We start from the raw sequence: 25,056 nt of genomic DNA, 5'->3' as shown, positions 1-25,056 counted from the left end.
TTGTGTGTCCCGGTCACTGCATGATGCTGAAGTTGATCCAATAAGACTGTTCAAATCTTGTCGATTCAGGGCTAATACCGATCCCCATTCCCCATGCAAGTCTTTTTCGACAATCCGTGGTTTGGAAGCTTGCCCAAAGAGGTGGCCGACGCGTTGCTGGCGTGTGCGCGACCGCTGCGCCTCGCGCAAGGTGAAGTGCTGTTTCGCCAGGGCGATCCGTTCAACGAATCCCGCGATGGTTTTTTTGGCGTCGCCAAAGGGGCGATCAAGTTCTTCGTCATTCACCCGGATGGCAATGAAGCCATCCTGACCATCATCGAACCGGGCAACTGGTTCGGCGAGGTCATGCTGCTGGCGCGGCATCCCAGAACCTCCACGACCGTGGCGCTGGAAGACACCGAACTGATCGTCGTGAATGCGGAGCACTTCAACGCACTGATGCAGAACGCCACGTTCGCGCAAGCGGTGGCCCTCATGGAGGCAAGACGGCTGCTGGGCGTGTTCGGACTGCTCGCCGACATCGCGTTGCGCAGCACAGGCACGCGGGTCGCGCGCCGTCTCGTGATGCTTGCCCGTGGCGATCTCACGCAGTCGTGGGACGCGCGTCCGGTGATCGGCACCTCGCAGGACAACATCGCCATGATGCTGGGCATCAGCCGCACGACCCTCAACAAGGAACTGCAAGGGTTGGCGAAAATGGGCGCCATCGAACTGCGCTACGGCAAGATCGAAGTAAAGGATATGAACCTGCTGGTTGAGACGTCCAACGGCGTTTAGGGTGACGCAGCGGCATGCCTGCATGGCGCTAGCCCGACGCGGCAAATCGATCAGGAATCCCTGGCAAATGAGCGAACCGTCGGCCATCGCACAGCGCGACCGGGGCCAAAATCGCCCGCCCTTCGCGCGAGTGGAACGCACCGTCCGGCCCCGTTTTTCGGTGCCGGCAAAGAGGGGCTCAGGACGCCTTCCCCCTCATTTCGATCCCACCCTCAATCCAACCCGTTAAAATCCCGGGTTTTCATTCCAACCCGGCCTTTCCGATGCAACCCGCTTTGCCCACGCAGCACGCTCAACCGCACGCCCAGCCTCACGCGCACGCCCCCCACGACGCCGAACCGGTCCACGACCTCGTCTACGGCCCCGACGACCGCCCCGCCCCCACGATCGCCTTCGTGGCCGCCTTGCAGCATCTGCTGGCCATTCTCGTGCCGATCGTCACGCCAGGCCTGCTGATCTGCCAGTCGCTCGGCGTCTCCAGCCGCGACACCACGCTGATCGTGTCGATGTCGCTCGTCATTTCGGGCATCGCCACGTTTTTGCAGTGCCGCCGCATCGGGCCGCTCGGCGCGGGCCTGCTCATCGTGCAGGGCACGAGCTTCAACTTCGTCGGCCCGCTGATCGCCGGCGGCAGTCTGATGGTCAAGCAAGGCACGCCGGTCCAGACCGTGATGGCTGCGATCTTCGGCGTAGTCATCGCAGGGTCGTTCGTCGAAATGGCCGTCTCGCGCATCCTGCCGTTCGTCAAGCGGCTGATCACGCCGCTCGTCACCGGCATCGTGGTGCTGCTGATCGGCCTCACGCTCATCAAGGTGGGCCTCATCAGCATGGGCGGCGGCTATGGCGCCATCGCCAAGGGCAACTTCGCGAGCGTCGAGAACCTCACGCTCTCGGGCGTCGTGCTCGGCACCATCATCCTGCTCAACCGCGTGCCCATCGTCTGGGTCCGTAGCACGGCGCTCGTCATCGCGCTCGTGATCGGCTATCTCGTGGCCGCCGCGCTGGGCCGCCTCGACTTCACCGGCGCGCGCGAAGCCGCCCTGTTCCAGATCCCGACGCCGCTGCACTTCGGCATCGGCTTCTCGTGGTCGCTGTTCGTGCCGATGCTGATCATCTATCTCGTCACCTCGCTCGAAGCGATCGGCGACGTGACGGCGACCAGCAAGATTTCGCGTCAGCCCGTCGAAGGACCGGTGTGGATGCAACGAATCAAGGGCGGCGTGCTCGTCAATGGCGCGAACTCGCTGCTGGCCGGCGTGTTCAACACGTTCCCGAGTTCGGTGTTCGCGCAGAACAACGGCGTGATCCAGCTAACCGGCATCGCCAGCCGTCACGTGGGCGTGTGGATCGCGGGGATGCTCGTGGTGCTGGGGCTCTTCCCGCCCGTCGCAGGCGTGCTGCAGGCCGTGCCCGAGCCCGTGCTGGGCGGTGCGGCGATGGTGATGTTCGGCGCGGTGGCCGCCTCGGGCATCAACATTCTCGCGGGCACCCGGCTCGACCGCCGCGCGCTGCTGATCATCGCGGTGTCGCTCGCGCTGGGTCTGGGCGTCTCGCAGGTGCCGGAGATCCTGACCAGCCTCCCGCATGCGCTGAAGAACGTGCTGGAATCGGGCGTCGCCACGGGCGGCATCTGCGCGCTCGTGATGAACTGGTTCCTGCCGGAAAAGAAGTGACGTAGCAGTCAGCTACACAGTCAGCAGCAAGCGGCCCTCCCGGGCCGCGCTTGCCCTCGCGTCGTCGGGTGGTCAGACGGCGCTGGCATGCAGCACGGGCGCCGCGGTCTTGCGTGTGCCCGCCACCACCCTGTCCCGCCCCTGCGCTTTCGCGCGATACAGATTCTCATCGGCGCCCTGAAGCGGATCGCTCGCCTGCGGCTTGCCCGCCTCGCTCGTGAACACGCCCAGCGAAATCGTCACGCGCCCCGCCGGGCTTTTCGCGGGAATGTCGAGCTTGCGCACCGCGCTGCGCATGGCCTCGGCAATCGACACCGCCGACGCCGCCGCACAACCCGGCAGCAGCACCACAAACTCCTCCCCGCCATAGCGGCTGACGGCATCGCCCTGGCGTCGCAGACAACCTTGCAGCGCGTTCGCGACCCGCCGCAGACACTCGTCGCCGGCTGCGTGCCCGTAGGCATCGTTGAACAGCTTGAAGTGATCGACATCGACCATCAGCACCGACAGCCGCCGCTCCTGATGCTGCGCCACGAGACATTCACGCGCATAGGCCATGTCGAACCAGCCACGGTTATAGAGGCCGGTAAGCGCATCGTGATTGGCCTTCTCCTCCAGATCCTCGTTGATGCGCGCAAGACGCGAATAGAGCATCGAGATCTCGACCAGCAGCGCCGCCAGCAATGCCGACGAAGCAATCACCGACGCTACGCGCGCGCCATACCAGCCCAGCGTGAAACGCGCCGAGCCCGCCAGCGTGAGCGTCACATCGGCGAGAAAAGCCAGCAGCGCGATCGTCAGCCAGAGATCGAGGACGCTGCGCAGACGACCGCTTACGAGCTGCGCGACCAGCGCCGTCACGCACGCGGCCACGACATAGAACGCGAAAGGGCTATGGCGCAGCAGGCTGTAAGAGCCGTCCTTGATGAGCATCGGCAGCGCGTCGCTGAAACGCACAGCGACAACGCAGCCCGCCACGCTGCCGCATAAGGCCAGCAGGACCAGCAGGCGGGCGTGCCGCAGTCGAAACAGAAATCGCGACTCTGCGAGCCACTGCGCGACGAAGCCCGCCAGCACGAGGGTCGGAAAGCCGCCGTGCCACACCACCCAGATCCACACGGCGCTCTGCTTGCCCGCGCCCAGCAGGCCGGTGGGCGAAAACACGCCCGGAAAGATCAGCAACTGCACCGCGCACGTCAGGCTGCTGAAAGCATAGGCGGCACAAAGCGCCGCATCGATGGGCGACTTGCCCATGCGAAAACGCACCCACATGAGCAGCGACGTGATCGCCTCGGTCACGACGACGGCCGTGCAGAAGATCGGCACGAAGGGCACGCAGGCGGGCAGCGCGCGGCTCGCATACGGATAGATCGCCGCCACCAGCAAGCCGATGCCTAACGCCAGGCCCAACGCGATCGAGCGATGCAGACGGGTCGGACGGCGTGAGGTAATCAGCTTGTTCATGCGGTGTTCGGACGGATCGAGGTCGGAAAAATCCCCGGCAGGCAGCGCTGCGGCATGGCGCGCGAAGGCCAGCCGCCGCCGGGCTCAACGCCTCTATATCGGCGGCCCGCGAGCCGACCTTTAGCGTCGCCCGCCTCCTCATTTACCCGGTATGAGCACCACGCGAAAACGCGCCTTGCCGCTCATCATGCGGTCATACGCCTCGGCGGCGCGGGCGAGCGGATATTCCTCGATCATCGGCTTCACGCCTGCGATCGCGCTGAACGCCAGCGTCTCCTGCGAATCCGCCGCCGTCCCCGACGGCCAGCCCTGCACCGACTGCCGCCCCATGATGAACTGCGTCACCGGCACTTCCACCGGCTCCTGCGCGACGCCCACCATGATGAGCTTGCCGTTCACACCCAGACCGCCGATCGCCGCGCTCATGGCCTGGCCGTTCGTGACGGTCGCCAGAATCACGCGCGCGCCGCCGAGCGCTTGCAGGCTTTCGCCGACGTTCTGCGCGGAACTGTCGATGTAGTGATGCGCGCCCAGTTGCTTCGCGAGCGGCGCCTTGTCCTCGCCGCGCGCGATCGCCACCGTGACGAAGCCCATCTTGCGCGCGAACTGCACACCCAGATGCCCGAGCCCGCCGATGCCGAGGATCGCCACCACATCGCCTGCGCGCGCGCCGCTATTGCGTAGCGCATTGAAGGTGGTGATGCCCGCGCAGAGCAGCGGCGCGGCATCGACATCGGAGAGATCGTCGGGCATGCGCGCGAGCGCCTCCTGCGGCGCCGTCATGTAGTCGGCGTAACCGCCGTCGTAGCTGATGCCCGGCACCAGCGCATTGCGGCAAAGCACGAAGTCGCCGTGACGGCACCGATCGCAGTGACCGCAATGCCCGCCGTGCCAGCCCACGCCCACGCGTTGTCCCAAGCTCCAGCCTTCGACTCCCGCGCCAAGGCGCTCGATCACGCCCGCGATTTCGTGGCCGGGCACGCGCGGAAACTGAAGACCCGGCCACTGGCCCTCTTTCGTGAGTGAATCGCTATGGCAAATGCCGCAGGCCTGCACCTTGATCAGTACATGGCCGGCGGCCGGTTCGGGGATATCCCGCTCGACCACTTCGAGCGGTCCACCTGCTTTCGCTACCTGCACTGCCTGCATCGTTGGCATCGTCTGCTCCTTGAAAGGGAAAGCGCGAGGGGAAGCGCGCGGCGTGCCTTCGACGCCGCCAGTGAGTGACACGATTGACGCGCTAGCAGCGTACAGCAGCGGAAAAAATCGCCGCGCATGGGCGACCGAATGCCTGTGCAGACAGCATTCGCGCGGCGGTGCGGCCAGTGCTAAGGCTTCTTCTTCCCGGGCAGAGGTTGATCGAGCCCCGGTTCGACTGGCGTCGGAATGGCGTCGCCGATGGGGACCGAAATCTCCTCGGGCAGCGGATCGGGCGCGTCGTCGGCTTGGGCTTGTGGCGCTTGGCCCGCTACACGCGCCGTTCTCGCAGGCGTTTTGGGCGGCAGCGGCTGATCGAGCCCCGGCTCCGTGGGCGCCGGCACGGCGTCGCCAAAGGGCCGCGATTGCTCGGATGGCAGGATCGGCGGCGCGTCGTCCGCGTCCGCCGGTTCGGTGGTGACGGCACTGGGTTTATCGATGGATTCGCTCATCGCTACGTCCTCCCGATGTCGATGGATACCCGCTCAGGGCGTATCCGGTCAGCGCACGCGGCGTGCCGCAAAATTCGGGCGTAATCAGACTGTCCATACAGTCATTTGCGCTTTTGAATCGACAGGCGGCGATGGAAACGGTCGAAAGCGCTCTGGCGCCCAGCAACGCTGGTCGAGCTGGAAGCAACCTGCGCGGCGGCGCGCGCAAGCGGTGAACACTCCGATTCGGGCAATCGGGCCGCTGGCGGTCGCTTCGATGTGGGAGAAGCGCGTACGCCGTTAGTTGAAAAATTGACGAGCAGCGCGAAACACCTCTCACGCGCTGCCCGTCCCCCCCCTTATTGCGCCGCGCGCAGCTTGCTCACCTGCTCCGCCGTCACCGCCCCTTCCTTCGAGCCGAAATGACTCAGCACGAAATTGGCGACCGCGGCGATATCGGAATCCGTGTACGCGCCCTCGAAGCCCGGCATCTGCTGCACACGTCCGTTGACCGTGAGCGAGGTGCCATGCAACAACACCTGCACGAGCGCCGCCCCCGAGGGATCGTTGACCGCATGACTGCCCACGAGCGAGGCATAGTCGCTCTGGCGCCCCGCGCCGTTCCACTGATGACAACCCGCGCAATCGCCTGCAAACAGACGCTGGCCTCGTGCAAGCGCCGGTGTCGTGGAGGACGCACCCGGCAGCACGGCATTCGAGGCATGCGCGGCGGACGGGTCGAGCGTGATCGTCGCCGCCGCACTCGCCTGCCCGCCCGTCGCGGGTGCAACACTGCGCAGATACGCGACCAGCGCCGCGATATCGCCGGGCGTCAGGTACTGCAAGCTATGTTCGACCACATCGGCCATCGGCCCCGCCGCCGAGCTGCGCCCCGGCGCATGGCCAAGCGACAGATACTGCGCGACCTGCTGATCGCTCCACGCACCAATGCCGTAGCTCTGGTCCGAGGTCGTGTTGTACGCCTTCCAGCCTTCGATATCCGCGCCGGAGAGATAGTCGCGCGACTTCATCGCGAAACCTGCGTTGCGCGGCGTATGGCATTCGCCGCAATGGCCGAGCGCGGTGGCGAGGTACGCGCCGCGATTCCACTCGACACTCTTCGCCGGATCGGCCGCGAAGCGCTGCTCGTGGAAGAACAGCACGTTCCACGCGGCCATGCCCCAACGCTGGTCGTACGGGAACGACAGATCGTTCGCGGGCGGCGCGGCATGCACGGGCGCGAGCGTCAGCAGATAACGCTTGATCGCCAGCACATCGTCGCGGCTTAGCTGCGTGTACGAGGTATAGGGCATCGCGGGATAAAGATTGCCATGCGATCCAATGCCCTCGCGCACGGCCTTGACGAACGCGTCGTCGCTCCAGTTGCCGATGCCGGAGTCCTTGTCCGGCGTGAGGTTGGTGGCGTAAATGGTGCCGAACGGCAGCTTGAACGGCCGCCCGCCCGCGTAGGGCGTGCCGCCTGAGACGCTATGACAGGCCACGCAATCGGCGGCCTTGGCGAGATATTCGCCACGGGCGATTTCCGACGACAAGCTGGCGGGCAAATCGGCCGGCGTGCCCGCGACGGGCGGCTGCGGTTCGGCGCCGGGCGGCGTGAGCCAGGCGCGGCCGCACAGGACGGCGGAGGCCACGAGCGCCGCGAGCGCCGTGAAGCCAATGATTCTGCGAATTTTCACGATGTTGGGTGTTCCCGGTTCGACACGGAAAAAGGAAAGGGGCGATCGGCGGATCAAGCCGGACGTAGCGAATCACCCAGCGGCAGCGTGCGGATCGCCGTGCCCGTGGCAGCGGCGAGCGCATTCGCGACCGCCGGCGCGGCGGGCGGCACACCCGGTTCGCCGATGCCGGTGGGCGCTTCCTTCGACGGCACGATATGCACCTCGACCACCGGCATGCCGCTCATGCGCAACACCGGGTAGTCGTTGAAATTGCCCTGCCTCACATGCCCCTTGTCGAACGTGATACCGGCGCGCAGGAACGTGAGGCCGAAACCGATGCCCCCTTCCACCTGCGTCGTGACGATGTCGGGATTGACCACCATGCCGCAATCGACGGCGCACACCACGCGATCCACCGTGAACGCGCCATCGGGCTGCACCGTGACCTCGGCGACCTGCGCAACATAAGTGCCGAACGCGAGTTGCAGCGCGATGCCCCGGCCGCGCCGCGTGCCCTGCGGCCCCGGCTTGAGAGGCGTGGACCAGCCCGCTTTTTGCGCCACGAGTTCGAGCACACCGCGATGGCGCGGCTGGGCGCCGAGCAGCGCATGACGGAACGCATACGGGTCCTTGCCCGCCGCGCGCGCGGCTTCGTCCATCATGGTTTCGCCGACGAAAGCCGAGTGCGTGTGCCCGACCGAGCGCATCCACTGCGTCTGCACGGGCAGCTTCGCCTTGTGCTGCGCGACGCGGAAATTGGGAATCGCATAGGGAATATCGGCGGCGCCTTCGACCAGCACCGGGTCGATCGAATCGGACTTGGGCAACTGCATGAAACTCTGCCCGACCACATCGTGATTCCACGAAACGAGATTGCCCGCGCGGTCGACCGCCACGCGCACCTTATGCACCGTGAGGGGCCGGTAATAGCCCGCGCGCATGTCGTCCTCGCGCATCCACACGAGCTTGATGGGCGCAACCACACCCTGGGCGTGCGCGGCGCGCACCACGCGCGCCGCCTCGCGCACGAAGTCCGAATGCGGATTCGCACGACGACCGAAACTGCCGCCCGCATAAAGCTGATGAATCACCACCTGATCGGGCTTGAGGCCGAGCTCTTTCGCTGCCATCGCCTGATCGCCGGTGTGCCACTGCTCGCCATTCCAGATCTCGCAGCGATTGCCCTGCAACTGGATGAGGCAATTCATCGGCTCCATCGTTGCGTGCGCGAGATAGGGCTGCTCGTACACCGCCTCGACGTATTTGCCGCCATCCGGTGCGGCAGTGAGCACCTTGCCGCGCTGCTCGGCCACATTGCCTGGCTGATCGGCCAGCGCGCGAAACTGACTGAAGATATCGGTCGAACTGAGCGCAAACGCGTGGCTGTCGTCCCACGCGATATCGAGCGCATCGCGCCCCTGACGCGCGACCCAGGTATTGCGCGCGAGCACGGCCACGCCGCCCTGCACCTCGTCGTCGCCGGGCACCTGGACGACCGCGACCACGCCGGCAATGGCCTTCGCCTTGCTCGCATCGACGTGCCGAACCTTGCCGCCCAGACGCGGCGGATGGGCGATCACGGCGACCAGCATGCCGGGCACCTTGACGTCCTGCGTATAGATGGCTGAACCGTTGACCTTGGCCGGAATATCGACGCGCTTCGTATCGCGCCTGCCGATCAGCTTAAAGTCTGCCGGCTGCTTGACGACCACTTTGACGGGCAGCGGCTCGCGCGCGGCGGCGGCGACGAACTGACCATAACCCGCACGACGCCCCGAAGCCGCATGCACGACCACACCGCTCTCGACGTGCAGCGTGGCCGGATCGACCTTCCATTGCTTCGCGGCGGCGCCGAGGAGCATCATGCGCGCGGCGGCGGCGGCCTCGCGCATCTGCTTCCACGCCCCGGCCATCGCCGTGCTGCCGCCGGTGGCCTGGAGCGTCCAGCCGAACGACGCGAACATCGGGTTTGCGTACTTCGTGACATCGGCGGGCGCGGCCTCGACGACGACCTTGTCGAGCGAGACATCGAGTTCATCGGCGGCCAGCGTGGCGATGCCGGTAAACGTGCCCTGCCCCATCTCCAGATAAGAGGAGATGACGGTAACCGAGCCATCGGCATTGACGCGGATAAAGGCATTCGGCTCGAACGTGAATGATGAGGCGTTCTTCGCGGGAGAATCGAGCGAAGCCGCAACCGCGAGACCACCGCGAAAGCCGACGGCGAGCGTGAGCGCCGAGATGCCGGCGAGGAACTGACGGCGAGAAAGGGACACGCGCGGCACATCGGCCTGCGCGCCCGCCGCTGCGCGCTCATTGCGATTCGGATCACGCATGCTTGAGCGCCTCCGAAGCCTGGTGGATGGCGGCGCGGATGCGCTGATAGGTGGCACAGCGGCAGATATTGCCGCTCATGGCATCGTCGATATCGGCGTCGGAGGGATTGGGTTGGGTTGAGAGCAGCGCGACGGCAGACATGACCTGCCCGGACTGACAGTAACCGCATTGGGGCGCTTGCTTGTCGATCCACGCGGCCTGGACGGCGGCGCCGACCTTCAACTCGTGAACGGCCTCGATGGTCGTGACGCGACGGCCCTGGATTGCACCGACGGGCGTGACACAGGCGCGCGCGGGCTGACCATCGAGATGGACGGTGCAAGCGCCACAGAGGGCCATGCCGCAACCGAACTTGGTGCCGGTGAGAGCGAGTTCATCGCGCAGATACCAGAGGAGCGGCATCTCGGGATCGCCATCGAATTGATGGGACTGACCATTAATCAGAATCTGAACCATGATCCAGGACCTTCCATGAGGGGGGGAGGCCACGCCCGTCGCAAAGACACGGGGCGGCGAAAATATTGTTGGAATGCGCAAACGCGGGAGCAGACGACAAGACGAGCAGAAACCGCGCGCCACCCGCGCACGACTACCGAGTCTAGTATCGAAGGGCCGGATGGGCCATACCGAAAAATCCGGCATCCATGCCTGAAAATCTGAATGTAAAGAAGCGCGGAGGGTTTCCCTGGCGGCCCCGACCGCAGCGCGCGAAGCGAGCGGCGGGATGGATGATTGCTGTGTCACTTCGTAGGAGGGTGCGAGGTGACAGACGCACCTATACCTATCCCCGTATAAGGCGGTTTGTGGACGGCGTCACACTGGCGGTGTGAGCGGCTTTCTTTGCCTACTTTCTTTGCCGCGGCAAAGAAAGTAGGTGCCGCCCCGCACAGGGGCGACGCTAATAGACCGACACGAAAACAAGGAAAGGCCAAGACGGCAAAGAGCCTGAGAAAAAACGAAGCAAACAACAACACAGCATAAAAATACCTAAGCAACCCTTATTAATATCCAAAAGAGAGCGGGCCTGCCAGGCCAGACGAACGCGCCGCCCGCGAAACGACGCTTTAAAAAAAGCACGAACCGTCACATTTGCCGAAGTCAATCCCGACAAACCGCAACACGACCGCTTACGGCGAACCCCATGCCCGATAAACAAAACGCATCATTAACGTGACTATGGAGATATTCCAGGACCACAAAAATACGCAAGAAACGCAAGAATGTCCCTACCTGTGCGAACAATTCAGCACCTCATGCAAATAACGCATAACGCTATGTGAATACAGCATTGGACGCATAAGAGGTGTCGCCCGAGTATCCGCGTTCGGCATTCAAGCGAGCCTTCGCCACAGCTACCCGCAACTGGCCATACAGCGCGCATACACGCACGCAAAAGCAGGAGAACAGGCAGCGAGAATGCCCGTAACGACGACAAGGCCGCTGCGCAACCCGCACCGAACCCTTACGATCTGGACATGAGGAGATGACGTGAGCAGTTCTGTAAAACGACATATTGGGCCGTTTGCGCTGATGTTTACCGGCCTTGGGTCGATCATTGGCTCGGGCTGGTTGTTTGGTGCATGGAAGGCTGCGAAGATCGCCGGACCGGCAGCGATTTGCGCGTGGGTAATCGGCGCCGTGGTGATACTGGCCATCGCGCTCACGTATGCCGAACTCGGCGCGATGTTCCCGGAATCGGGCGGCATGGTCCGCTACGCCCGCTACTCGCATGGCGCATTGGTGGGTTTCATCAGCGCATGGGCGAACTGGATCGCGATTGTTTCGGTGATTCCGATCGAAGCCGAAGCCTCCATCCAGTACATGAGCACCTGGCCTTACCCATGGGCGCACGCACTCTTCCTGAACGGCGAACTAACAACAACCGGCCTACTGCTTTCCGCCGTCCTCGTGATCATTTATTTCATGCTGAACTACTGGGGCGTGAAAGTCTTCGCACGCGCCAATAGCGCGATCACGATCTTCAAGTTCATCATCCCGGGCCTCACGATTGCCGGCCTGATGGCAAGTGGCTTCCACCACGAGAACTTCGGCGAGGCGAGCACGTTCGCGCCTTATGGTTGGTCGGCGGTGTTCACGGCGGTCGCGACGAGCGGCATCGTGTTCGCGTTCAACGGTTTCCAGAGCCCGATCAACCTCGCAGGCGAAGCGCGTAATCCATCGAAGAGCATTCCGTTCGCGGTGATCGGCTCGATCGTCTGCGCACTGGTGATCTACGTGCTGCTGCAAGTCGCGTATATCGGCGCCGTGGACCCGACGGACGTCGCGAAGGGCTGGAACCTGTTCAACTTCAAGTCGCCGTTCGCGGAACTCGCGATCGCACTGAACCTGAACTGGCTGGCGATCCTGCTGTACGTCGATGCGTTCGTGAGCCCGAGCGGCACCGGCACGACCTACATGGCGACGACCTCGCGCATGATCTACGCGATGGAGCGCAACAACACGATGCCGGCGATGTTCGGCAACGTGCACCCGTTCTACGGCGTGCCGCGTCCCGCGATGTGGTTCAACCTGATCGTGTCGTTCATCTTCCTGTTCTTCTTCCGCGGCTGGAGCTCGCTCGCGGCAGTGATCTCGGTTGCAACCGTGATCTCGTACCTCACGGGCCCGATCAGCCTGATGGCGCTCAAGCGTGCTGCAAGCGATATCGAACGCCCGCTAACCGTGCCGTTCATGAAAGTAATCGCACCGTTCGCATTCGTCTGCGCGTCGATGATCCTCTACTGGGCGAAGTGGCCGCTGACCGGCGAAATCATCCTGCTGATGGTCGTGGCGCTGCCGGTGTACTTCTACTTCCAGGGCAAGGAAGGCTGGGCCGGCTGGGGCCAGGATCTGAAGGCCGCATGGTGGCTGTGTGCCTACCTGCCGGTGATGGCCGTGCTCTCGCTGATCGGCAGCAAGCAGTTCGGCGGCTACGATGTGATTCCCTACGGCTGGGACATGCTGGTGGTCGCCGTCTTCTCGCTCGGCTTCTACTTCTGGGGCGTGAATTCGGGCTATCGCACGCCGTACCTCGCTGAGCGCGAACACCACGCCGAGTACGAAGCGCTGCCCGCAGAAGCCAAAGTCTGACGCATCGAAACGGCGCCGGGATGGAACATCCGCAGCGCCGCTTCCAATCACGAAGCCTCGGCCTCGTGCAACACAGGCAGCAACTTCTCGAAGTGATAACCCGGCGGCCGCACGTCGCCGAAATCGTGCGCCGATAGCAGCGTATAGCCGCTCGTGCTGTACAACCCCACCGCCTCGGGCTGGCGCGGCCCGGTGCCGAGGAACACCCGCGTGTAGCCCTGGCGCGCCGCCTGGGCTTCCAGTTCCACCAGCACGCGGCGCGCGAGGCCCTGGCGGCGCTCATGACGGCTTGCCCAGATCCGCTTGAACTCCGCCGTGCCTGCGTCCCCATGCGGCATGAACGCCCCGCCCGCCACCGCCACGCCATCGCGCAGCAGCAACACGAACGCGCCGCGCGGCTGCACGAAATCCTCGTCGGGATAGCGCGTCATCTCGCGTTCGAGGTCTTCGGCAGCGATCACGTCCGCATAGCGGCTGTGATATTCATAAGCCAGCTCCGCGAACAAGGGCTGCGCGCGCGGGTCTCGCACCGTCACATAGACGAACGCCTCGTGCGCCATCAATGCACCTTCGGGAATCCGTGGCGTTCGGCCAGCAGCGCGAGGATGCGCTTCGGGTCGGTTACATAGCGCGTTTCGCCTAATACGAGCACATCGTCGGGCAGCGGATGCTCGTCGCCCAGCACGAGCGCAGGCAAGCCCTGATGCGCTTCGTCGAGCACCTCGATCACCGCCGGGCGCGGGCGCTCGAACGCCACGCGCTTCACTTCGAGTTGCGCAGCGCGCGCGGGATCGCTCGCCAGCAGTCCTTCGATCGCCAGCCCATGTGGGCAGACGAAACGTTCGCCGGGATGTTTCGGGTCGGCGAATGCGGGGGCGAGCAACAACAGCAGGTCCTGGCTCATCTAAAGCAACTCCTTGTTATTTAATCAGTATGACGATGTAAATTGCGGAACACTTCACGCCGCGATCTGCGTCGGCGGATTGGCGGCCGATGAGGCTCGCCATTGCAACTCCGGTGCGATACGCGTGATGAAATCTTCGAGAATCTGCCGGTAGTTCTCGAACGGCAGATCGTAGGGCAATTCGAGGCGCAGTTCGCGCACCTGCGCGAGCACTGGATCGGCGTGCAATTGCGTCAGAATTTCCTCCGACGTCCCGACGATATCGGGCACGAAAACCGTGCGCCGCTCGCCTTGCGGCGCGAGCGTGCGCGCATGGCGCCCCGCCGCGAAGGCGCGATAACGCTCGCGCGTCGCTGCATCCGCGCTATCGAGCGGCACGATCACGCGACCGAGCGCCACGCGCGGCGGCTGCGCGCCGCTCCAGTGCTTGCGGTACGTCTCCAACTGACGCAATTGCGCCTCGCGATAATCGTCGGTGCCCTCACCCGTCGTGATATTGCCGATCAGTAGATTGAAGCCGTTACGCGCGGCCCATTCCACCGAGCGCTGCGAGCCACCTCCATACCAAAGCCGCGAAGCCAGCCCAGGCGCATGCGGCGTGATGCGCGGACGCACACGTCCCGCTGCCGATTCGACGAAACTCGCCTCGTCGCCCAGCCACTCGCCGCTCAGGTTGCGGCGCAGCCGCTCGACGCGTGCATGCGAGAAGTCGATCTGCGCGGGATCAGCATCGAACAAGCGCTCGCCCAGCAGCGTACCGTGGCCGGGCGCGCCCGCACTCAGCCCAACGTTCAGCCGCCCGCCCGAGAGCAGGTCCACGCTCGCCAGATCCTCGGCGAGACGGAACGGATTTTCATAACCCATCTGGATCACGGCGGCGCCAAGGCCAATACGCGTAGTGCGCTGGCTCGCCGCGGCAAGAAATGTCGCCGCCGAGGACACCGCATGTTCGAGATGGCGCTGACGCACCCAGGCGCTGTCGTAGCCCAACGCCTCGCCCAGGCGAAAGAGCTCGAGCGCGGCTTCGAGACCGGCGCGCGGTGCGTCGTCGCGATAATTGCCCGGTGTGAGAAAAGCGATGTGGTCGATATGAGCTGCGCACATACGAGAGGTCGTTTAAGGTTGGATGAGCGCGATGCGTCAGGCGTCGCGCAGGCCGGGCGGATTGGTTTCGGCGCGCTCGACGGCTTCCGATTCGATCGCCCAGCGCGCGAGCGCCGCGCGATATTGCCCATTGCGGATCAAGCCATTGGTCGCGAGCGTGAGCGCGTTGGCGAGGCCGCTGTCCTTGCGCGTGGCGACCGCCACATCGGCGGTATAGGGCCAGCCCGCGTTGATGCTGCCCACCTTGCGGATGCCGCCTTGCGTGGCGGCCTCGTAGGCGAGCGGCGCGTCGGGATTGAACTCGGCGTCGGAGCGCCCCGAAACCAGCGCGAGTCGCGCCGACGCGCTATCGTCGAAATACTGCAACTGGGTGGCTTTGAGCCCTTGCGCAACATTGCGCCGATTCCACTCGATCAGGATGCGCTCCTGAATCGTGCCGGAGCCGGTGATGACGCGCAGGCCCGCGACATCGCGAGGCTCGCGAATCGACTGGATCTTGCTGCCCGAGGCCACATAAAACGCGTGCAGCCCCTGGCGGTAAGTCGTGAAGTCGAACTTGCGCTTGCGCGCCTCGGTCACGCCGACGTTCGAAATCACCACGTCATACTTGCCGCTCGTGAGACCCAGCGGCCAGTCAGCCCACGCCACCGGCACGAAGTCCACATTGAGGCCCAGCGAATCGGCCAGCAATTGCGCATAGTCGGGGTCCGCACCGACGATGCTGCGCGCGTCCGTGGCGTAGGTCGCAATCGGCGGCGCGAACGGCGCGACCGCCACGGTCAGCGTACCGGGCGTGACGAAGCGATAACCCGCCGCCGCGCGCTGCGCCTCGGCGTCGTGCTGAGCACGCGGGCGGGCGCGTTGCTGCGGACTGAAATCGAAGTTCGAAACGGAAGCCGCCTGTGCACGCCGTGCAGGGAGCACGAGCGGCACCGCACCGAGCGCCGCGAGCTTGACGAGAAAATCCCGCCGCCCGTCTTTGCTTGCGCTCGCAACGAATGATTCAACGTCTGATGATCGCGTCATATCACAAGACCTTCGAAAGAAATTCACGCGTACGTGGGTGAGCCGGATTGCCGAGCACCTGGGCGGGCGGCCCTGCTTCAACCACACGGCCGCCGTCCATAAACACGATGGTGTCCGCGACTTCGCGCGCAAAGCCGATCTCATGCGTCACGATCACAAGCGTTGTGCCTGAGCGCGCCAACTGGCGAATCACGTCGAGCACTTCGTTGACGAGTTCCGGGTCCAGCGCTGAAGTGGGTTCATCGAACAGCAGCACCTTGGGCTTGAGCGCCAGCGCCCGTGCAATCGCCACGCGCTGCTGCTGCCCGCCCGAAAGCTGGCGCGGCCACGCATCGGCCTTGCCCGCGAGACCCACGCGCGCCAGCAGTGCGCGCGCTTCGGCCTGCGCCTGGGCGCGCGGCACGCCCGCGGCGATAGGCGCCTCGGTGATGTTGTCGAGCACGCTCAGATGCGGGAACAGGTTGAAGTTCTGGAACACCATGCCCACTTCGGCGCGATGACGCAGGATCTCCGCTTCCTTCAACTCGTAGAGCGTACGACCCTCGCGCCGATAACCCACGAGTTCGCCGTCGATGTCGATGAAGCCGTCATCGACACTCTCAAGATGATTGATCGAGCGAAGCAGCGTAGATTTGCCCGATCCCGACTGCCCGAGGATCACCGTCACGCTGCCCGAAGGCACCGTGAGCGACACGTTGTCGAGCACCTTGAGCGTGCCGAAGCTCTTCGAAACATTATGGATACCTACGCGACCGCCCGTGCGGCGCTGCGCCCAGCCCGCGTCGGCAGCGGGCGATGCTTCGGCCTGCGTCACCGCAGAGGCATCGTGCCCGGCCGCGACCTTCGAACGCGCAAACGACCTCGCCAGCAGTTTCCCGAAGGCCGAGCGCTGCGGCTGCGCACGCGTCGCGCCGCGCGCGTAGTGACGCTCGATGTGCACCTGAATGGCGGAGAGCACCGTGAGGATCACGAGATACCAGATGGTCGCCACCATCAACAGCGGAATCACCTCCAGATTGCGGTGATAGACGATCTGCACCGTATAGAAAAGGTCCGGCATCGCGAGGATATAGACCACCGAGGTGCCCTTGGCGAGTCCGATCACGTCGTTGAACGCTGTGGGCAGCACCGCGCGCATCGCTTGCGGCAGCACGATGCGCCAGGCCTGGCGTGCATGCGGCAAACCAAGCGCCGCCGCCGCTTCGCGCTGCCCTTGATCGACCGAGAGAATCCCGCCGCGAAACGCCTCGGCCGCAAAAGCCGCATGGTTGAGCGAAAGACCGACCACGGCCGCGAAGAATGGGCTGATGAGGTCCGTCGTCGGGCCGTCGTAGAGCGCCAGATGCGTGAACGGCACGCCGATCCACACGGTCTCGTAGAGATAGCCCAGGTTATTCAGCAACAGCAAGAGCACGATGGGCGGAATCGAGCGGAACAGCCACACGAACGCCCACGCGCAGCCCGCCAGCAGCGGCGAACGCGAGAGTCGCGCCAGCGCGATCGGCACGGCCAGCGCGAAGCCGAACACCGCGCCCACCAGCGTGAGCAACAGGGTGCGTGACAGCCCTTCGAGGATCGGCTCCGCGAAGAACCATTGCGCGAAGACGTTCCAGCCCCAGCGCGGGTTGCCGAGCACGGAGTGCAGCACCAGCGCGATCAGCACGACGGCGAGCACGGTGCCCGCCGTGCGGGCGCGATGGCGTGCGGGCACGACACGGAAATGCGCGTAGTCGGACGCGTCGTGCGTGGCATGCGTGGGGACGGCGATGTGGGTAGTGTCGCTCATGGTTCGATGTTCCTGCTCGATTCGGCGGTCAAGGCGTCACTGGGCTTTGGCGAGCGCGTAGCGGCTCTCGCGTCGCGGCAGTCCGAGGTGGTCGCGCAGCGTGTCGCCAGTCAAACGGCGGCTATAGCGCCCACGCGCTTCGAGCACCGGCACCACGTGCCTGACGAAATCGTCGAGCCCTTCGGCCTGCACCGGGAAGCCCAGAATGAAGCCATCGGCCGCGCCCGTATCGATCCAGCGGATCAGTTCGTCGGCGATCTGTTCGCCCGTGCCGAGGAACTGGGTCTTCGGCGTGGCCACTTCGAGCGCGACTTCGCGCAGCGTCGCGCCACTGCGACGCGCCTCGTTCTTGATGCGATCCGTGGTCGAGCGGAAGCTATTGGTGCCGAGATCGCCCAGTTCCGGGAACGGCTCGTCGAGCGGATACTGCGAGAAGTCATGATGCTCGAAGAAGCGGCCAAGATAGGCAAGCGCGTCTTCGATGCTGAGCAGGTCGCGGATCGCGCGATACTTTTCTTCGGCCTCTTCCTTCGTCGTGCCCACGACCGGCCCGATACCGGGGAAGATCTTCACGTCCGAAGCCGCGCGCCCGTGTGCAACGGCGCTTTGACGCACGCGCTCGGCAAATTCGCGCGTCTCCTCAAGCGAGGGGGAATGCGTAAACACCGCGTCGGCGTATTTACCCGCCAGGTCGATGCCTGAGTCGGACGAGCCCGCCTGGAAGATCACCGGCTGCCCTTGCGGCGAACGCTGGATATTGAGCGGTCCCGCCACTTCGAAGAAGCGTCCCTTGTGATCGAGCGTATGCAGTTTGTCGCGCTCGAAGAAGCGGCCGCTCGCGCGGTCACGCACGAAAGCGTCGTCGTCCCAGCTATCCCAGAGCCCTTGCACGACGTCGAGATATTCATCGGCGATCTCGTAGCGCAACGCGTGATCGGGATGCTCGCCGCCATAGTTCTTCGCCGAACCTTCGAGCGGCGAGGTCACCACGTTCCAGCCCGCGCGCCCGCCGCTGATCAGATCGAGGGAGGCGAACTGGCGCGCCACCGTGAACGGATGGCTGTACGAAGTCGAAAGCGTGCCCGCAAGGCCGATCTTCGTGGTCGCCGTGGCCAGCGCCGAGAGAATCGAAATCGGCTCGAAGCGATTGAGGAAGTGGGGAATCGACTTCTCGTTGATATAGAGGCCGTCGGCCACGAATGCAAACGCCACGCCATTGGCCTCGGCCTTCTGCGCGATGCCAGTGACGAAGTCGAGATTCACGCTCGCATCGGCCGGGCCGCCCGGATGCTTCCACGCGTTCATGTGGCCGCCCGCACCGTGCAGCATGATGCCGAAAGTAAGATTGCGCTGAGGCTTCTGGGTTTGATCAGTCATTTCGGATTCCTTCTATTATATGGATGCGGGTGGTCAGACGCGTGCGTCCTGGGTCAGCGGCGCAAGGCGCTCGACCGAATCGAGTCGCCGCGCGTAATCCGCCACCGGGGTGTCGATCACGAACTCTTCCACGCCGAAGCGCGTATGCAACGCATCGAGTTCGGCGCGCACATCGTCGGCCGTGCCTGCGATCACGTGGGGATGCAGTTCGTCGAGGCGGTAATCGGATACACCGGTCTGCCGTGCAAATTCGGCCGCGGCTTCGGGACTCGGCAAATTCACGCTCTGGCCTGTAGCGAGTTGCAGCTTGAACAGACGCAGCGCGCCAACCTGGGCGCGCGCGGCTTCACGCGTGCCGGCGGCGAACGCATAGAGCGCCAGCAACGGCGCGCGGCCAGTGGCTTCACGATAGGCGTCGATGGAACGCGCGATATTGGCTTCGTCGCCATTGAAGTGGCCGGCATAGCAAAAGGCCCAGTCGTGCTTTGCGGCAAGACGCGCGCTCTCGGGGCTGCCGCCCAGCAGCACGCGCTGCGGTGCCTCCGGCGGCACGGGCAACGCAAGCGCACCGGCCAGCGCGTGATCCTCGGGCACGCCCCATTTGAGGAAGGCATCCAGTTCCGCGAGCTGCCCCGCGAAATCGGGCTTCTTCGCCTTGTCGTGGAACCACTGCAACGCGCGCGTGGTGAGCGGCAGGCCGCCCGGCGCCTTGCCCACGCCCAGATCCACCCGCCCGGGCGCGAGCGACGCGAGCACGCGGAACGATTCAGCGACCTTGAACGGGCTGTAGTGTTGCAGCATCACCCCGCCCGAGCCCACGCGAATGCGAGAGGTATGCGCAAGCAGATGCGAAACGACAATCTCCGGCGCGGAGCTGGCGAGCCCCGGTGCGCCGTGGTGCTCGGCGATCCAGAAACGCTGGTAGCCGAGCGCTTCCGCGCGCTGCGCGAGGCGTATCGTGAAGCGCAGCGCATCGTGCGCGCTCGCGCCTTCGGCGATCGGGCTTTTGTCGAGAATGGAAAGAGACCAGGCCATGTCACTCCTTCCCCGTGCGCACTCCGCACACGGGTAGAACGGTTGCAAAGGTTGCAAACACACCGAAAGGAAAATCGCTCGATTGCGCTCCAGACATTATGTCGATGCAATGCGCCGGAGCGTACGAGCGATTTCTGCTATGCATATCAGTGCGGCGTCTGCGCTATTTAGAACTGGTAGCGCGCACGCAGATAATAGAAACCACCATTCACGCCGATATTCGACGCATAGCCGTCGTACTGAACCCCTTCGAGCTGATTCACATAAGGAATCTTCGAGGGATAGACGTCGAACAGATTGTTCGCGCCCACCGCGATCTGGAATTTCTTCGTGACGTCGTAACGCACTTCCACATCGGTCACATAGCGCGCGGCATTTTCGACGTGCTGGAACTGCGTGGTCGAAAAAGCGTTCGGCCCGACGATATAGGTCAGTTCGCTCGACGTGGAGCCATAGCGCGTTTCGTGCAGGCTCACGCCCCACTTGTCGCGATGCCAGGTGCCGCCAATGATGATCTTGTTCTTCGGCGTCGAGGTCGTGAGCCAGCCGATCTGCTGCGCATTGAGCGTCGGCGCACCGTTGGCGCCCTTCGCCACGCTGGTGACCGAGGTGGTGTTGAGATTCACGCCCAGATCCCAGTCCACCTGACCAAAGCGGCCAAAGCTCGTGTGATACGTGCCCGTGAGATCGAGGCCTCGCGTGCGCGTGCTTGCGCCATTCGTGAAATAGCTCGCCGATACCGCCGAAGCCGGGATCGAGCTCGGCACCGAGAGTCCTGCCGCTTCCATCGCCGCAATCGCTTCGGCGCCCGACGCCGTACCGCCCATCACGATGCGATTGCGGATATCGATCTGGTACGCATCGAGCGTGAGGTGCAGGTTATCGACCGGTTGCAGCACGAAGCCAACGTTATAGTTGGTCGACTCCTCGGGCTTGAGCGACTGCGCGCCGAGCAGTTTGGCCGCCGCCGAATTCGCCGCCAGCAGCCCTTGCGCCGAAGCGGGCGAAACGTTGATATTCGTGTAGTACTCCTCGGCGAGCGACGGCGCACGGAAGCCCGTGCTCACGCTGCCGCGAATTGCGAAGCCCGGTGTGAAGTCGTAACGCGTCGAGATCTTGCCGTTGGTCGTGTCGCCCACGTCGTTGTAGTGCTCGTAGCGGCCAGACAGATCGATCTGCCATTTCTGCGTGATCTTCGTCGCCAGATCGATATACGTGCCGAACACGTTACGCGAGTTGTCGCTCGCGCTCACCGGTGCAAGACCCGGCAGTGCCTGCGCGCCGCCGTCGAGGTACGAATACAGATCGCCCGCGCCCACGGTATAGGTTTCGCGGCGCTGCTCCACCCCGAACGACACGTGCAGCGGCCCGGCCAGCAGCGGCACATTGAAGGCCCGCGAGAAGTCGAGGTTATTGGTGAGCTGCGTATTGCTCACCGTCGCCAGATGGAACGTCGTGGGCGTAAAGCCTTCGGCCGCATAGAGTCCCGTGTTGGCCGAATCGACCATGCCCATGTTGTCATGATCGCCGCCATAGGTCGTGCTCAGATCCCACGCCCAGCCCAGCAGGTTCTCACCCTTGATACCCGCCGTGATCGAGTAGTCGTTCTCGTTGACGGTTTCCTGCGGCGTAAAGCCATTGGGATAGATCGACGGCAGGACTGAAGGCGGACGATAGTTCTGGTAGGCGCTCGCGTTGCGGTGCCCATAGGTGCCGAATCCGTAAAGTTCGACGTCGTCGCCCAGGTAATAGCCCGCGTTGAAACCCACCGATTCGCGCGTGGCCGACGGGTCGCCGAGCATCCGGTTGTAATAGCCCTGGCCTTGCGGAAAACTGCCAAAGTAATCGTCCGGCCCGGTGCGCACCGTATGATTCTGGCGCGCATACTCCGCGCTCAGATCGAGAAAGCCCTTGTCGCCCAGATTGAAGCCGATATTCGCCGATTCCGCGTTCTTCAGTCCGTCGCCCGCATAGGTTTGCCCGGTGGTGGACGTCACTTCGCCGCCATGCGACGCGCGTTTCAGAATGATGTTGATCACGCCCGCGATCGCGTCCGAACCGTATTGCGCAGCCGCGCCGTCGCGCAGGATCTCGATGTGGTCGATCAGCGCGATCGGGATCATGTCCACGTCCACGCCGGTCGAGCCCTGGTTCAGGCCGCCATCGAGCGAGATATTCGCCGTGGTGTGGCGGCGCTTGCCATTGACGAGCACGAGCACGTGGTCGGGGCTCAGGCCGTGCAGCGAGAGCGTGTTGGTCAGCATCGCCGCATCGCCCGCGTAGGTCTCGTGACCGATCGAGGGCGACAACTGCGTGAGCGCATCGCGCAGATTGGTCTGGCCCGTCGAGCGCAGCTGCGCGCCGCTGATCACATCAACCGGCGTGAGGCTCTTGCTCGCTTTCGTTTCCGTGCGGCTGCCGGTCACCACGACGGTGTCCTGCTGCACCGTGCTGGTCGCGTTGGCAGTGGCCCCGCTTGCCGCAGCCGCTGGCGCCGCCGCTTCTTGCGCCCACACTGCGCCATTGCACGCCAGCGCCAATACCGCCGCCGACAGCACCTTCATGCGCACGCTGGGCACGCGTCGATCTTCGATCGTTGCGTTGCTTATTATCGGTGTTGTTCTCGTCGATCCAAAACCCGAAGCATAAGTATTGTTTTTCGTTTTCATTCGAACAACTTATTAATTTAATGTTTGCTTTATTCTTGTGCGCCAACATCCCCGTGCCGCTATCGATCTGCGGGAACGTCGGCGCCCGTTCCCGAACGACGCCGTCAAGGTTCGTTGCCAACCAGTCCGATCTTCGTCGCGCCTTCGCGCTGGGCCGCCGCCATGACCTGCGCCACGGCGCTGTAGGGTGCGAGGTTGTCCGGTGAGAGATGGATCTCCGGCTGATCCGCCTGGGCCGCGACTTCGGCCATGTGGTGCTCGAGATCCGCGCCCGCTGCCAGCGGCGCACCGTTCCAGCTAAGCGCGCCAGAAGGGCCGATATCGATCTGCACGACCGGCGGCGGCGTGAGCGGCGGCGGCGGGTTGTCCACCGGCAGATTCATCTTGACCGCGTGCATCTGGATCGGGATCGTGATGATGAGCATGATCAGCAACACCAGCATCACGTCGATGAGCGGCGTCGTGTTGATGTCCACCAGCACGTCCGGTTCGTCGCCGCCCGATGGGACGTTCATCGCCATCGTCTAGACTCCTTTTCTGTTCAGGTTAGCCGCCACGCGCGGGCGGTTGCGTAATGAACGACACCTTCGCGATGCCCGCGCGCTCGCAGGTGCTCACCACGCGGGCGATGAACTCGTAGCGCGTCGCCTGATCGCCGCGCACGTGAACCTCGGGCTGCGGATCGCGCTGCGAAACGCCTTTCAGTTGCGCGAGCAACGTTGCGGCATCCACCTGCTTCTCGTTCCAGAACAGGTCGCCGTCCTTGTCCACGGCAATCTCGATGCTGTCCGGTCTGGTTTGCAGCGGATTGACCGTCTCCTTGGGCAACTGCACCGGTACGGTATGCGTGACCACCGGAATCGTGATCAGGAAAATGATCAGCAAGACCAGCATCACGTCCACGAGCGGGGTCGTGTTGATGGAGGCGATGACTTCGTCCTCGCCGCCGTCCTGCGCTACGTTCATGGCCATGACGGGTCGCTCAGTGGGCGTTGACGACCGCGCGCACCGGGCGCTTGCGGCCCCCGGCGAGCAGCACCGTATGCAGTTGCGCGCCAAAGCCGCGCACGCGCTCCATCAGCGACTTGTTACGGCGCACGAGAAAGTTGTAGCCGAGCACGGCGGGCACCGCCACGGCCAGACCCACAGCCGTCATGATGAGCGCCTCGCCCACCGGGCCCGCGACCTTGTCGATCGACGCCTGGCCCGCGATGCCGATGGCCGTGAGCGCGTGATAGATGCCCCACACCGTGCCGAACAGGCCGACGAAGGGCGCCGTCGAACCCACCGTGGCGAGAAACGCAAGACCGTCCTGAAGACGATTCGAGACGTTGCCACTGGCGCGGTCGATCGACACCTGGATCCACGTATTGCGGTCCACCTCTTCGAGCAGCGCTTCGTCGTGATGCTCTGCGGCTTCGAGGCCCGTCTCCGCAATGAAGCGGAACGGCGAGTTGTCGTCGAGTTCGGCCACGCCCACGGCCAGCGACGGCGCGCTCCAGAGTTGGGCATCGGCGGATTTGGCGCGGCGGCCCGCACGGGCCTGCTCGACGAACTTGGTGATCATGATGTACCAGCTACCCATCGACATGACGACCAGCACGAGCAGCACGAAACGCGCGACGAAGTCGCCGTTGGCCCATAGCGCGCCAAGACCATAGGGGTTGGCCGCATCGGACGCGCCAGGGGCGCTTTGTGCCCACACCAGCGGCGACGCGAGGAACGCGACGGCACCCGCCGCCGTGGTAATCAGGCCGGCTGAACGCGCGGCAAGAGTCGGGTTCTTCATGATGGCTCCAGAAAGGCTCTTAATTCAGGTTGAACGAAAACGGCACCTGCACGCGCACGGGCTGCCCCTGCGAAATGCAATTGAACTTCTTGACGACGTTGAAGGCTGCGCGGTCGAGCAAGGGGTCGGCGGACTTCTCGACCTTTTCTTCCGTCACATGGCCTTGTGCATCCACCACGAAGGAGATCAGCACGTCGCCGGTAATGTTGTTGTCCTGCGCTTCTTCCGGGTACACCATCGCGGCGCGCACCTTGTCCGAGTTGGGGCACACCACGCCCGCTTCATGGCTCACCGGTTTCGCGGGCGCGGGCGGAGTCGGGGGCGCAACGGGTGCGGGTGGCGCAGGCGGCGTCGGCTGCTCGGACTGATGCGCGATGGTCGGCGCAGGCGGCGCCACCACGGGCACTTCGGGCTTCGGTACGTAAGGCGCCACGCGCTTCGGCTGAGCCACGGGCTTCGGCGGTGGCAGCTTGATGGTGGGCACCGGCGGCGGTGGCGGCGGCTTGACCGTCTCCAGAATCCGCACTTCCACCGGCTTCTGGATCACCTGCACCACCTTGCTCGCCAGCCCGTTGAGCAAAGCCCAGATGAACACGACGTGCAGCAGCAGCACGGCGGCGATACCGGCGTAGCGGCGCACCGAGCCCTGCTTGCGCGCCCCGTAATGCCGCGGGCGCGCCGCCCACTTCCCCGCGACCACCACTGAGTCCGACATGAA

The 25,056-nt window shown here is 64.4% G+C and carries 21 protein-coding genes; 3 read left to right on the top strand and 18 right to left on the bottom strand.

Annotation, left to right across the window (positions count from 1 at the left end):
* Positions 1-93 precede the first annotated feature (93 nt).
* Positions 94-777 (top strand): Crp/Fnr family transcriptional regulator, encoded by a 684-nt coding sequence (locus tag U5782_RS28635; protein ID WP_322047230.1) that lies wholly within the window; start codon positions 94-96, stop codon positions 775-777.
* A 263-nt stretch (positions 778-1,040) separates the two neighbouring features.
* On the top strand, positions 1,041-2,450 hold the full coding sequence (locus U5782_RS28630) for a uracil-xanthine permease family protein (RefSeq protein WP_322047229.1): 1,410 nt from the start codon (positions 1,041-1,043) through the stop codon (positions 2,448-2,450).
* 72 nt (positions 2,451-2,522) lie between these two features.
* On the opposite strand, the gene U5782_RS28625 is transcribed toward U5782_RS28630, so the two are convergent.
* The 6 genes from U5782_RS28625 to U5782_RS28600 all read right to left on the bottom strand — a co-directional run bounded on the left by U5782_RS28625 (position 2,523) and on the right by U5782_RS28600 (position 10,014).
* Positions 2,523-3,914: a sensor domain-containing diguanylate cyclase gene (locus tag U5782_RS28625; RefSeq protein ID WP_322047228.1), complete on the bottom strand. Its 1,392-nt coding sequence runs from the start codon at positions 3,912-3,914 to the stop codon at positions 2,523-2,525.
* 138 nt (positions 3,915-4,052) lie between these two features.
* On the bottom strand, positions 4,053-5,072 hold the full coding sequence (locus U5782_RS28620; protein ID WP_322047227.1) for an alcohol dehydrogenase: 1,020 nt from the start codon (positions 5,070-5,072) through the stop codon (positions 4,053-4,055).
* 170 nt (positions 5,073-5,242) lie between these two features.
* Entirely contained in the window at positions 5,243-5,563 is a 321-nt protein-coding gene (locus U5782_RS28615; RefSeq protein WP_322047226.1) for a hypothetical protein, read from the bottom strand.
* Between the two features lie 338 nt (positions 5,564-5,901).
* Complete coding sequence (locus tag U5782_RS28610; RefSeq protein ID WP_322047225.1) at positions 5,902-7,239, bottom strand: cytochrome c; 1,338 nt, start codon at positions 7,237-7,239, stop codon at positions 5,902-5,904.
* Between the two features lie 53 nt (positions 7,240-7,292).
* Positions 7,293-9,557, bottom strand: coding sequence for a xanthine dehydrogenase family protein molybdopterin-binding subunit (locus U5782_RS28605; protein ID WP_322047224.1), 2,265 nt, complete (start codon positions 9,555-9,557; stop codon positions 7,293-7,295).
* Positions 9,550-10,014, bottom strand: coding sequence for a (2Fe-2S)-binding protein (locus U5782_RS28600; RefSeq protein WP_322047223.1), 465 nt, complete (start codon positions 10,012-10,014; stop codon positions 9,550-9,552). The genes U5782_RS28605 and U5782_RS28600 overlap by 8 nt, the downstream gene beginning before the upstream one ends.
* A 1,032-nt stretch (positions 10,015-11,046) precedes the next feature.
* On the opposite strand from U5782_RS28600, the gene U5782_RS28595 reads away from it, so the two are divergent.
* Positions 11,047-12,648 (top strand): APC family permease, encoded by a 1,602-nt coding sequence (locus tag U5782_RS28595; RefSeq protein ID WP_322047222.1) that lies wholly within the window; start codon positions 11,047-11,049, stop codon positions 12,646-12,648.
* Positions 12,649-12,695: 47 nt separating this feature from the next.
* Here U5782_RS28595 and U5782_RS28590 read toward each other — a convergent pair whose 3' ends face one another.
* The 12 genes from U5782_RS28590 to U5782_RS28535 form a co-directional block, all read right to left on the bottom strand.
* A complete protein-coding gene (locus tag U5782_RS28590) occupies positions 12,696-13,208 on the bottom strand; it encodes a GNAT family N-acetyltransferase (RefSeq protein WP_322047221.1) in 513 nt (170 codons plus the stop codon).
* Positions 13,208-13,552, bottom strand: coding sequence for a DUF3088 domain-containing protein (locus U5782_RS28585; protein WP_322047220.1), 345 nt, complete (start codon positions 13,550-13,552; stop codon positions 13,208-13,210). The genes U5782_RS28590 and U5782_RS28585 overlap by 1 nt, the downstream gene beginning before the upstream one ends.
* A 54-nt stretch (positions 13,553-13,606) precedes the next feature.
* Positions 13,607-14,656: an LLM class flavin-dependent oxidoreductase gene (locus tag U5782_RS28580; protein WP_322047219.1), complete on the bottom strand. Its 1,050-nt coding sequence runs from the start codon at positions 14,654-14,656 to the stop codon at positions 13,607-13,609.
* Positions 14,657-14,692: 36 nt separating this feature from the next.
* Complete coding sequence (locus U5782_RS28575; protein ID WP_322047218.1) at positions 14,693-15,682, bottom strand: ABC transporter substrate-binding protein; 990 nt, start codon at positions 15,680-15,682, stop codon at positions 14,693-14,695.
* 1 nt (position 15,683) lies between these two features.
* Positions 15,684-17,468 carry an amino acid ABC transporter permease/ATP-binding protein gene (locus U5782_RS28570; protein ID WP_322047217.1) on the bottom strand — a complete coding sequence of 595 codons (1,785 nt, stop codon included), beginning with the start codon at positions 17,466-17,468 and terminating at the stop codon, positions 15,684-15,686.
* Positions 17,469-17,504: 36 nt separating this feature from the next.
* On the bottom strand, positions 17,505-18,845 hold the full coding sequence (locus U5782_RS28565; RefSeq protein ID WP_322047216.1) for an LLM class flavin-dependent oxidoreductase: 1,341 nt from the start codon (positions 18,843-18,845) through the stop codon (positions 17,505-17,507).
* A 33-nt stretch (positions 18,846-18,878) separates the two neighbouring features.
* On the bottom strand, positions 18,879-19,880 hold the full coding sequence (locus U5782_RS28560; protein ID WP_322047215.1) for an LLM class flavin-dependent oxidoreductase: 1,002 nt from the start codon (positions 19,878-19,880) through the stop codon (positions 18,879-18,881).
* 167 nt (positions 19,881-20,047) lie between these two features.
* Positions 20,048-22,444: a TonB-dependent receptor gene (locus U5782_RS28555; RefSeq protein WP_322047319.1), complete on the bottom strand. Its 2,397-nt coding sequence runs from the start codon at positions 22,442-22,444 to the stop codon at positions 20,048-20,050.
* Between the two features lie 209 nt (positions 22,445-22,653).
* Positions 22,654-23,070 (bottom strand): ExbD/TolR family protein, encoded by a 417-nt coding sequence (locus tag U5782_RS28550; RefSeq protein WP_322047214.1) that lies wholly within the window; start codon positions 23,068-23,070, stop codon positions 22,654-22,656.
* Positions 23,071-23,095: 25 nt separating this feature from the next.
* Positions 23,096-23,521 (bottom strand): biopolymer transporter ExbD, encoded by a 426-nt coding sequence (locus U5782_RS28545; protein WP_322047213.1) that lies wholly within the window; start codon positions 23,519-23,521, stop codon positions 23,096-23,098.
* A gap of 10 nt (positions 23,522-23,531) precedes the next feature.
* Positions 23,532-24,338: a MotA/TolQ/ExbB proton channel family protein gene (locus U5782_RS28540; protein WP_322047212.1), complete on the bottom strand. Its 807-nt coding sequence runs from the start codon at positions 24,336-24,338 to the stop codon at positions 23,532-23,534.
* 19 nt (positions 24,339-24,357) lie between these two features.
* Positions 24,358-25,053 carry a TonB family protein gene (locus U5782_RS28535; protein WP_322047211.1) on the bottom strand — a complete coding sequence of 232 codons (696 nt, stop codon included), beginning with the start codon at positions 25,051-25,053 and terminating at the stop codon, positions 24,358-24,360.
* Positions 25,054-25,056: the final 3 nt, after the last annotated feature.

Source organism: Paraburkholderia sp. J67, from assembly GCF_905220265.1.
GTDB lineage: Bacteria > Pseudomonadota > Gammaproteobacteria > Burkholderiales > Burkholderiaceae > Paraburkholderia.
The sequence above is the reverse complement of the archived record's forward strand: the minus strand, read 5'-3'. Positions and strand labels throughout refer to the sequence as shown.

Coding starts and splice junctions, on each gene's coding strand:
- U5782_RS28635 (WP_322047230.1), top strand. CDS start 94: ATGCAAGTCTTTTTCGACAATCCGTGGTTTGGAAGCTTGCCCAAAGAG.
- U5782_RS28630 (WP_322047229.1), top strand. CDS start 1,041: ATGCAACCCGCTTTGCCCACGCAGCACGCTCAACCGCACGCCCAGCCT.
- U5782_RS28625 (WP_322047228.1), bottom strand. CDS start 3,914: ATGAACAAGCTGATTACCTCACGCCGTCCGACCCGTCTGCATCGCTCG.
- U5782_RS28620 (WP_322047227.1), bottom strand. CDS start 5,072: ATGCCAACGATGCAGGCAGTGCAGGTAGCGAAAGCAGGTGGACCGCTC.
- U5782_RS28615 (WP_322047226.1), bottom strand. CDS start 5,563: ATGAGCGAATCCATCGATAAACCCAGTGCCGTCACCACCGAACCGGCG.
- U5782_RS28605 (WP_322047224.1), bottom strand. CDS start 9,557: ATGCGTGATCCGAATCGCAATGAGCGCGCAGCGGCGGGCGCGCAGGCC.
- U5782_RS28600 (WP_322047223.1), bottom strand. CDS start 10,014: ATGGTTCAGATTCTGATTAATGGTCAGTCCCATCAATTCGATGGCGAT.
- U5782_RS28590 (WP_322047221.1), bottom strand. CDS start 13,208: ATGGCGCACGAGGCGTTCGTCTATGTGACGGTGCGAGACCCGCGCGCG.
- U5782_RS28585 (WP_322047220.1), bottom strand. CDS start 13,552: ATGAGCCAGGACCTGCTGTTGTTGCTCGCCCCCGCATTCGCCGACCCG.
- U5782_RS28580 (WP_322047219.1), bottom strand. CDS start 14,656: ATGTGCGCAGCTCATATCGACCACATCGCTTTTCTCACACCGGGCAAT.
- U5782_RS28575 (WP_322047218.1), bottom strand. CDS start 15,682: ATGACGCGATCATCAGACGTTGAATCATTCGTTGCGAGCGCAAGCAAA.
- U5782_RS28570 (WP_322047217.1), bottom strand. CDS start 17,468: ATGAGCGACACTACCCACATCGCCGTCCCCACGCATGCCACGCACGAC.
- U5782_RS28565 (WP_322047216.1), bottom strand. CDS start 18,845: ATGACTGATCAAACCCAGAAGCCTCAGCGCAATCTTACTTTCGGCATC.
- U5782_RS28560 (WP_322047215.1), bottom strand. CDS start 19,880: ATGGCCTGGTCTCTTTCCATTCTCGACAAAAGCCCGATCGCCGAAGGC.
- U5782_RS28555 (WP_322047319.1), bottom strand. CDS start 22,444: ATGAAGGTGCTGTCGGCGGCGGTATTGGCGCTGGCGTGCAATGGCGCA.
- U5782_RS28550 (WP_322047214.1), bottom strand. CDS start 23,070: ATGGCGATGAACGTCCCATCGGGCGGCGACGAACCGGACGTGCTGGTG.
- U5782_RS28545 (WP_322047213.1), bottom strand. CDS start 23,521: ATGGCCATGAACGTAGCGCAGGACGGCGGCGAGGACGAAGTCATCGCC.
- U5782_RS28540 (WP_322047212.1), bottom strand. CDS start 24,338: ATGAAGAACCCGACTCTTGCCGCGCGTTCAGCCGGCCTGATTACCACG.
- U5782_RS28535 (WP_322047211.1), bottom strand. CDS start 25,053: ATGTCGGACTCAGTGGTGGTCGCGGGGAAGTGGGCGGCGCGCCCGCGG.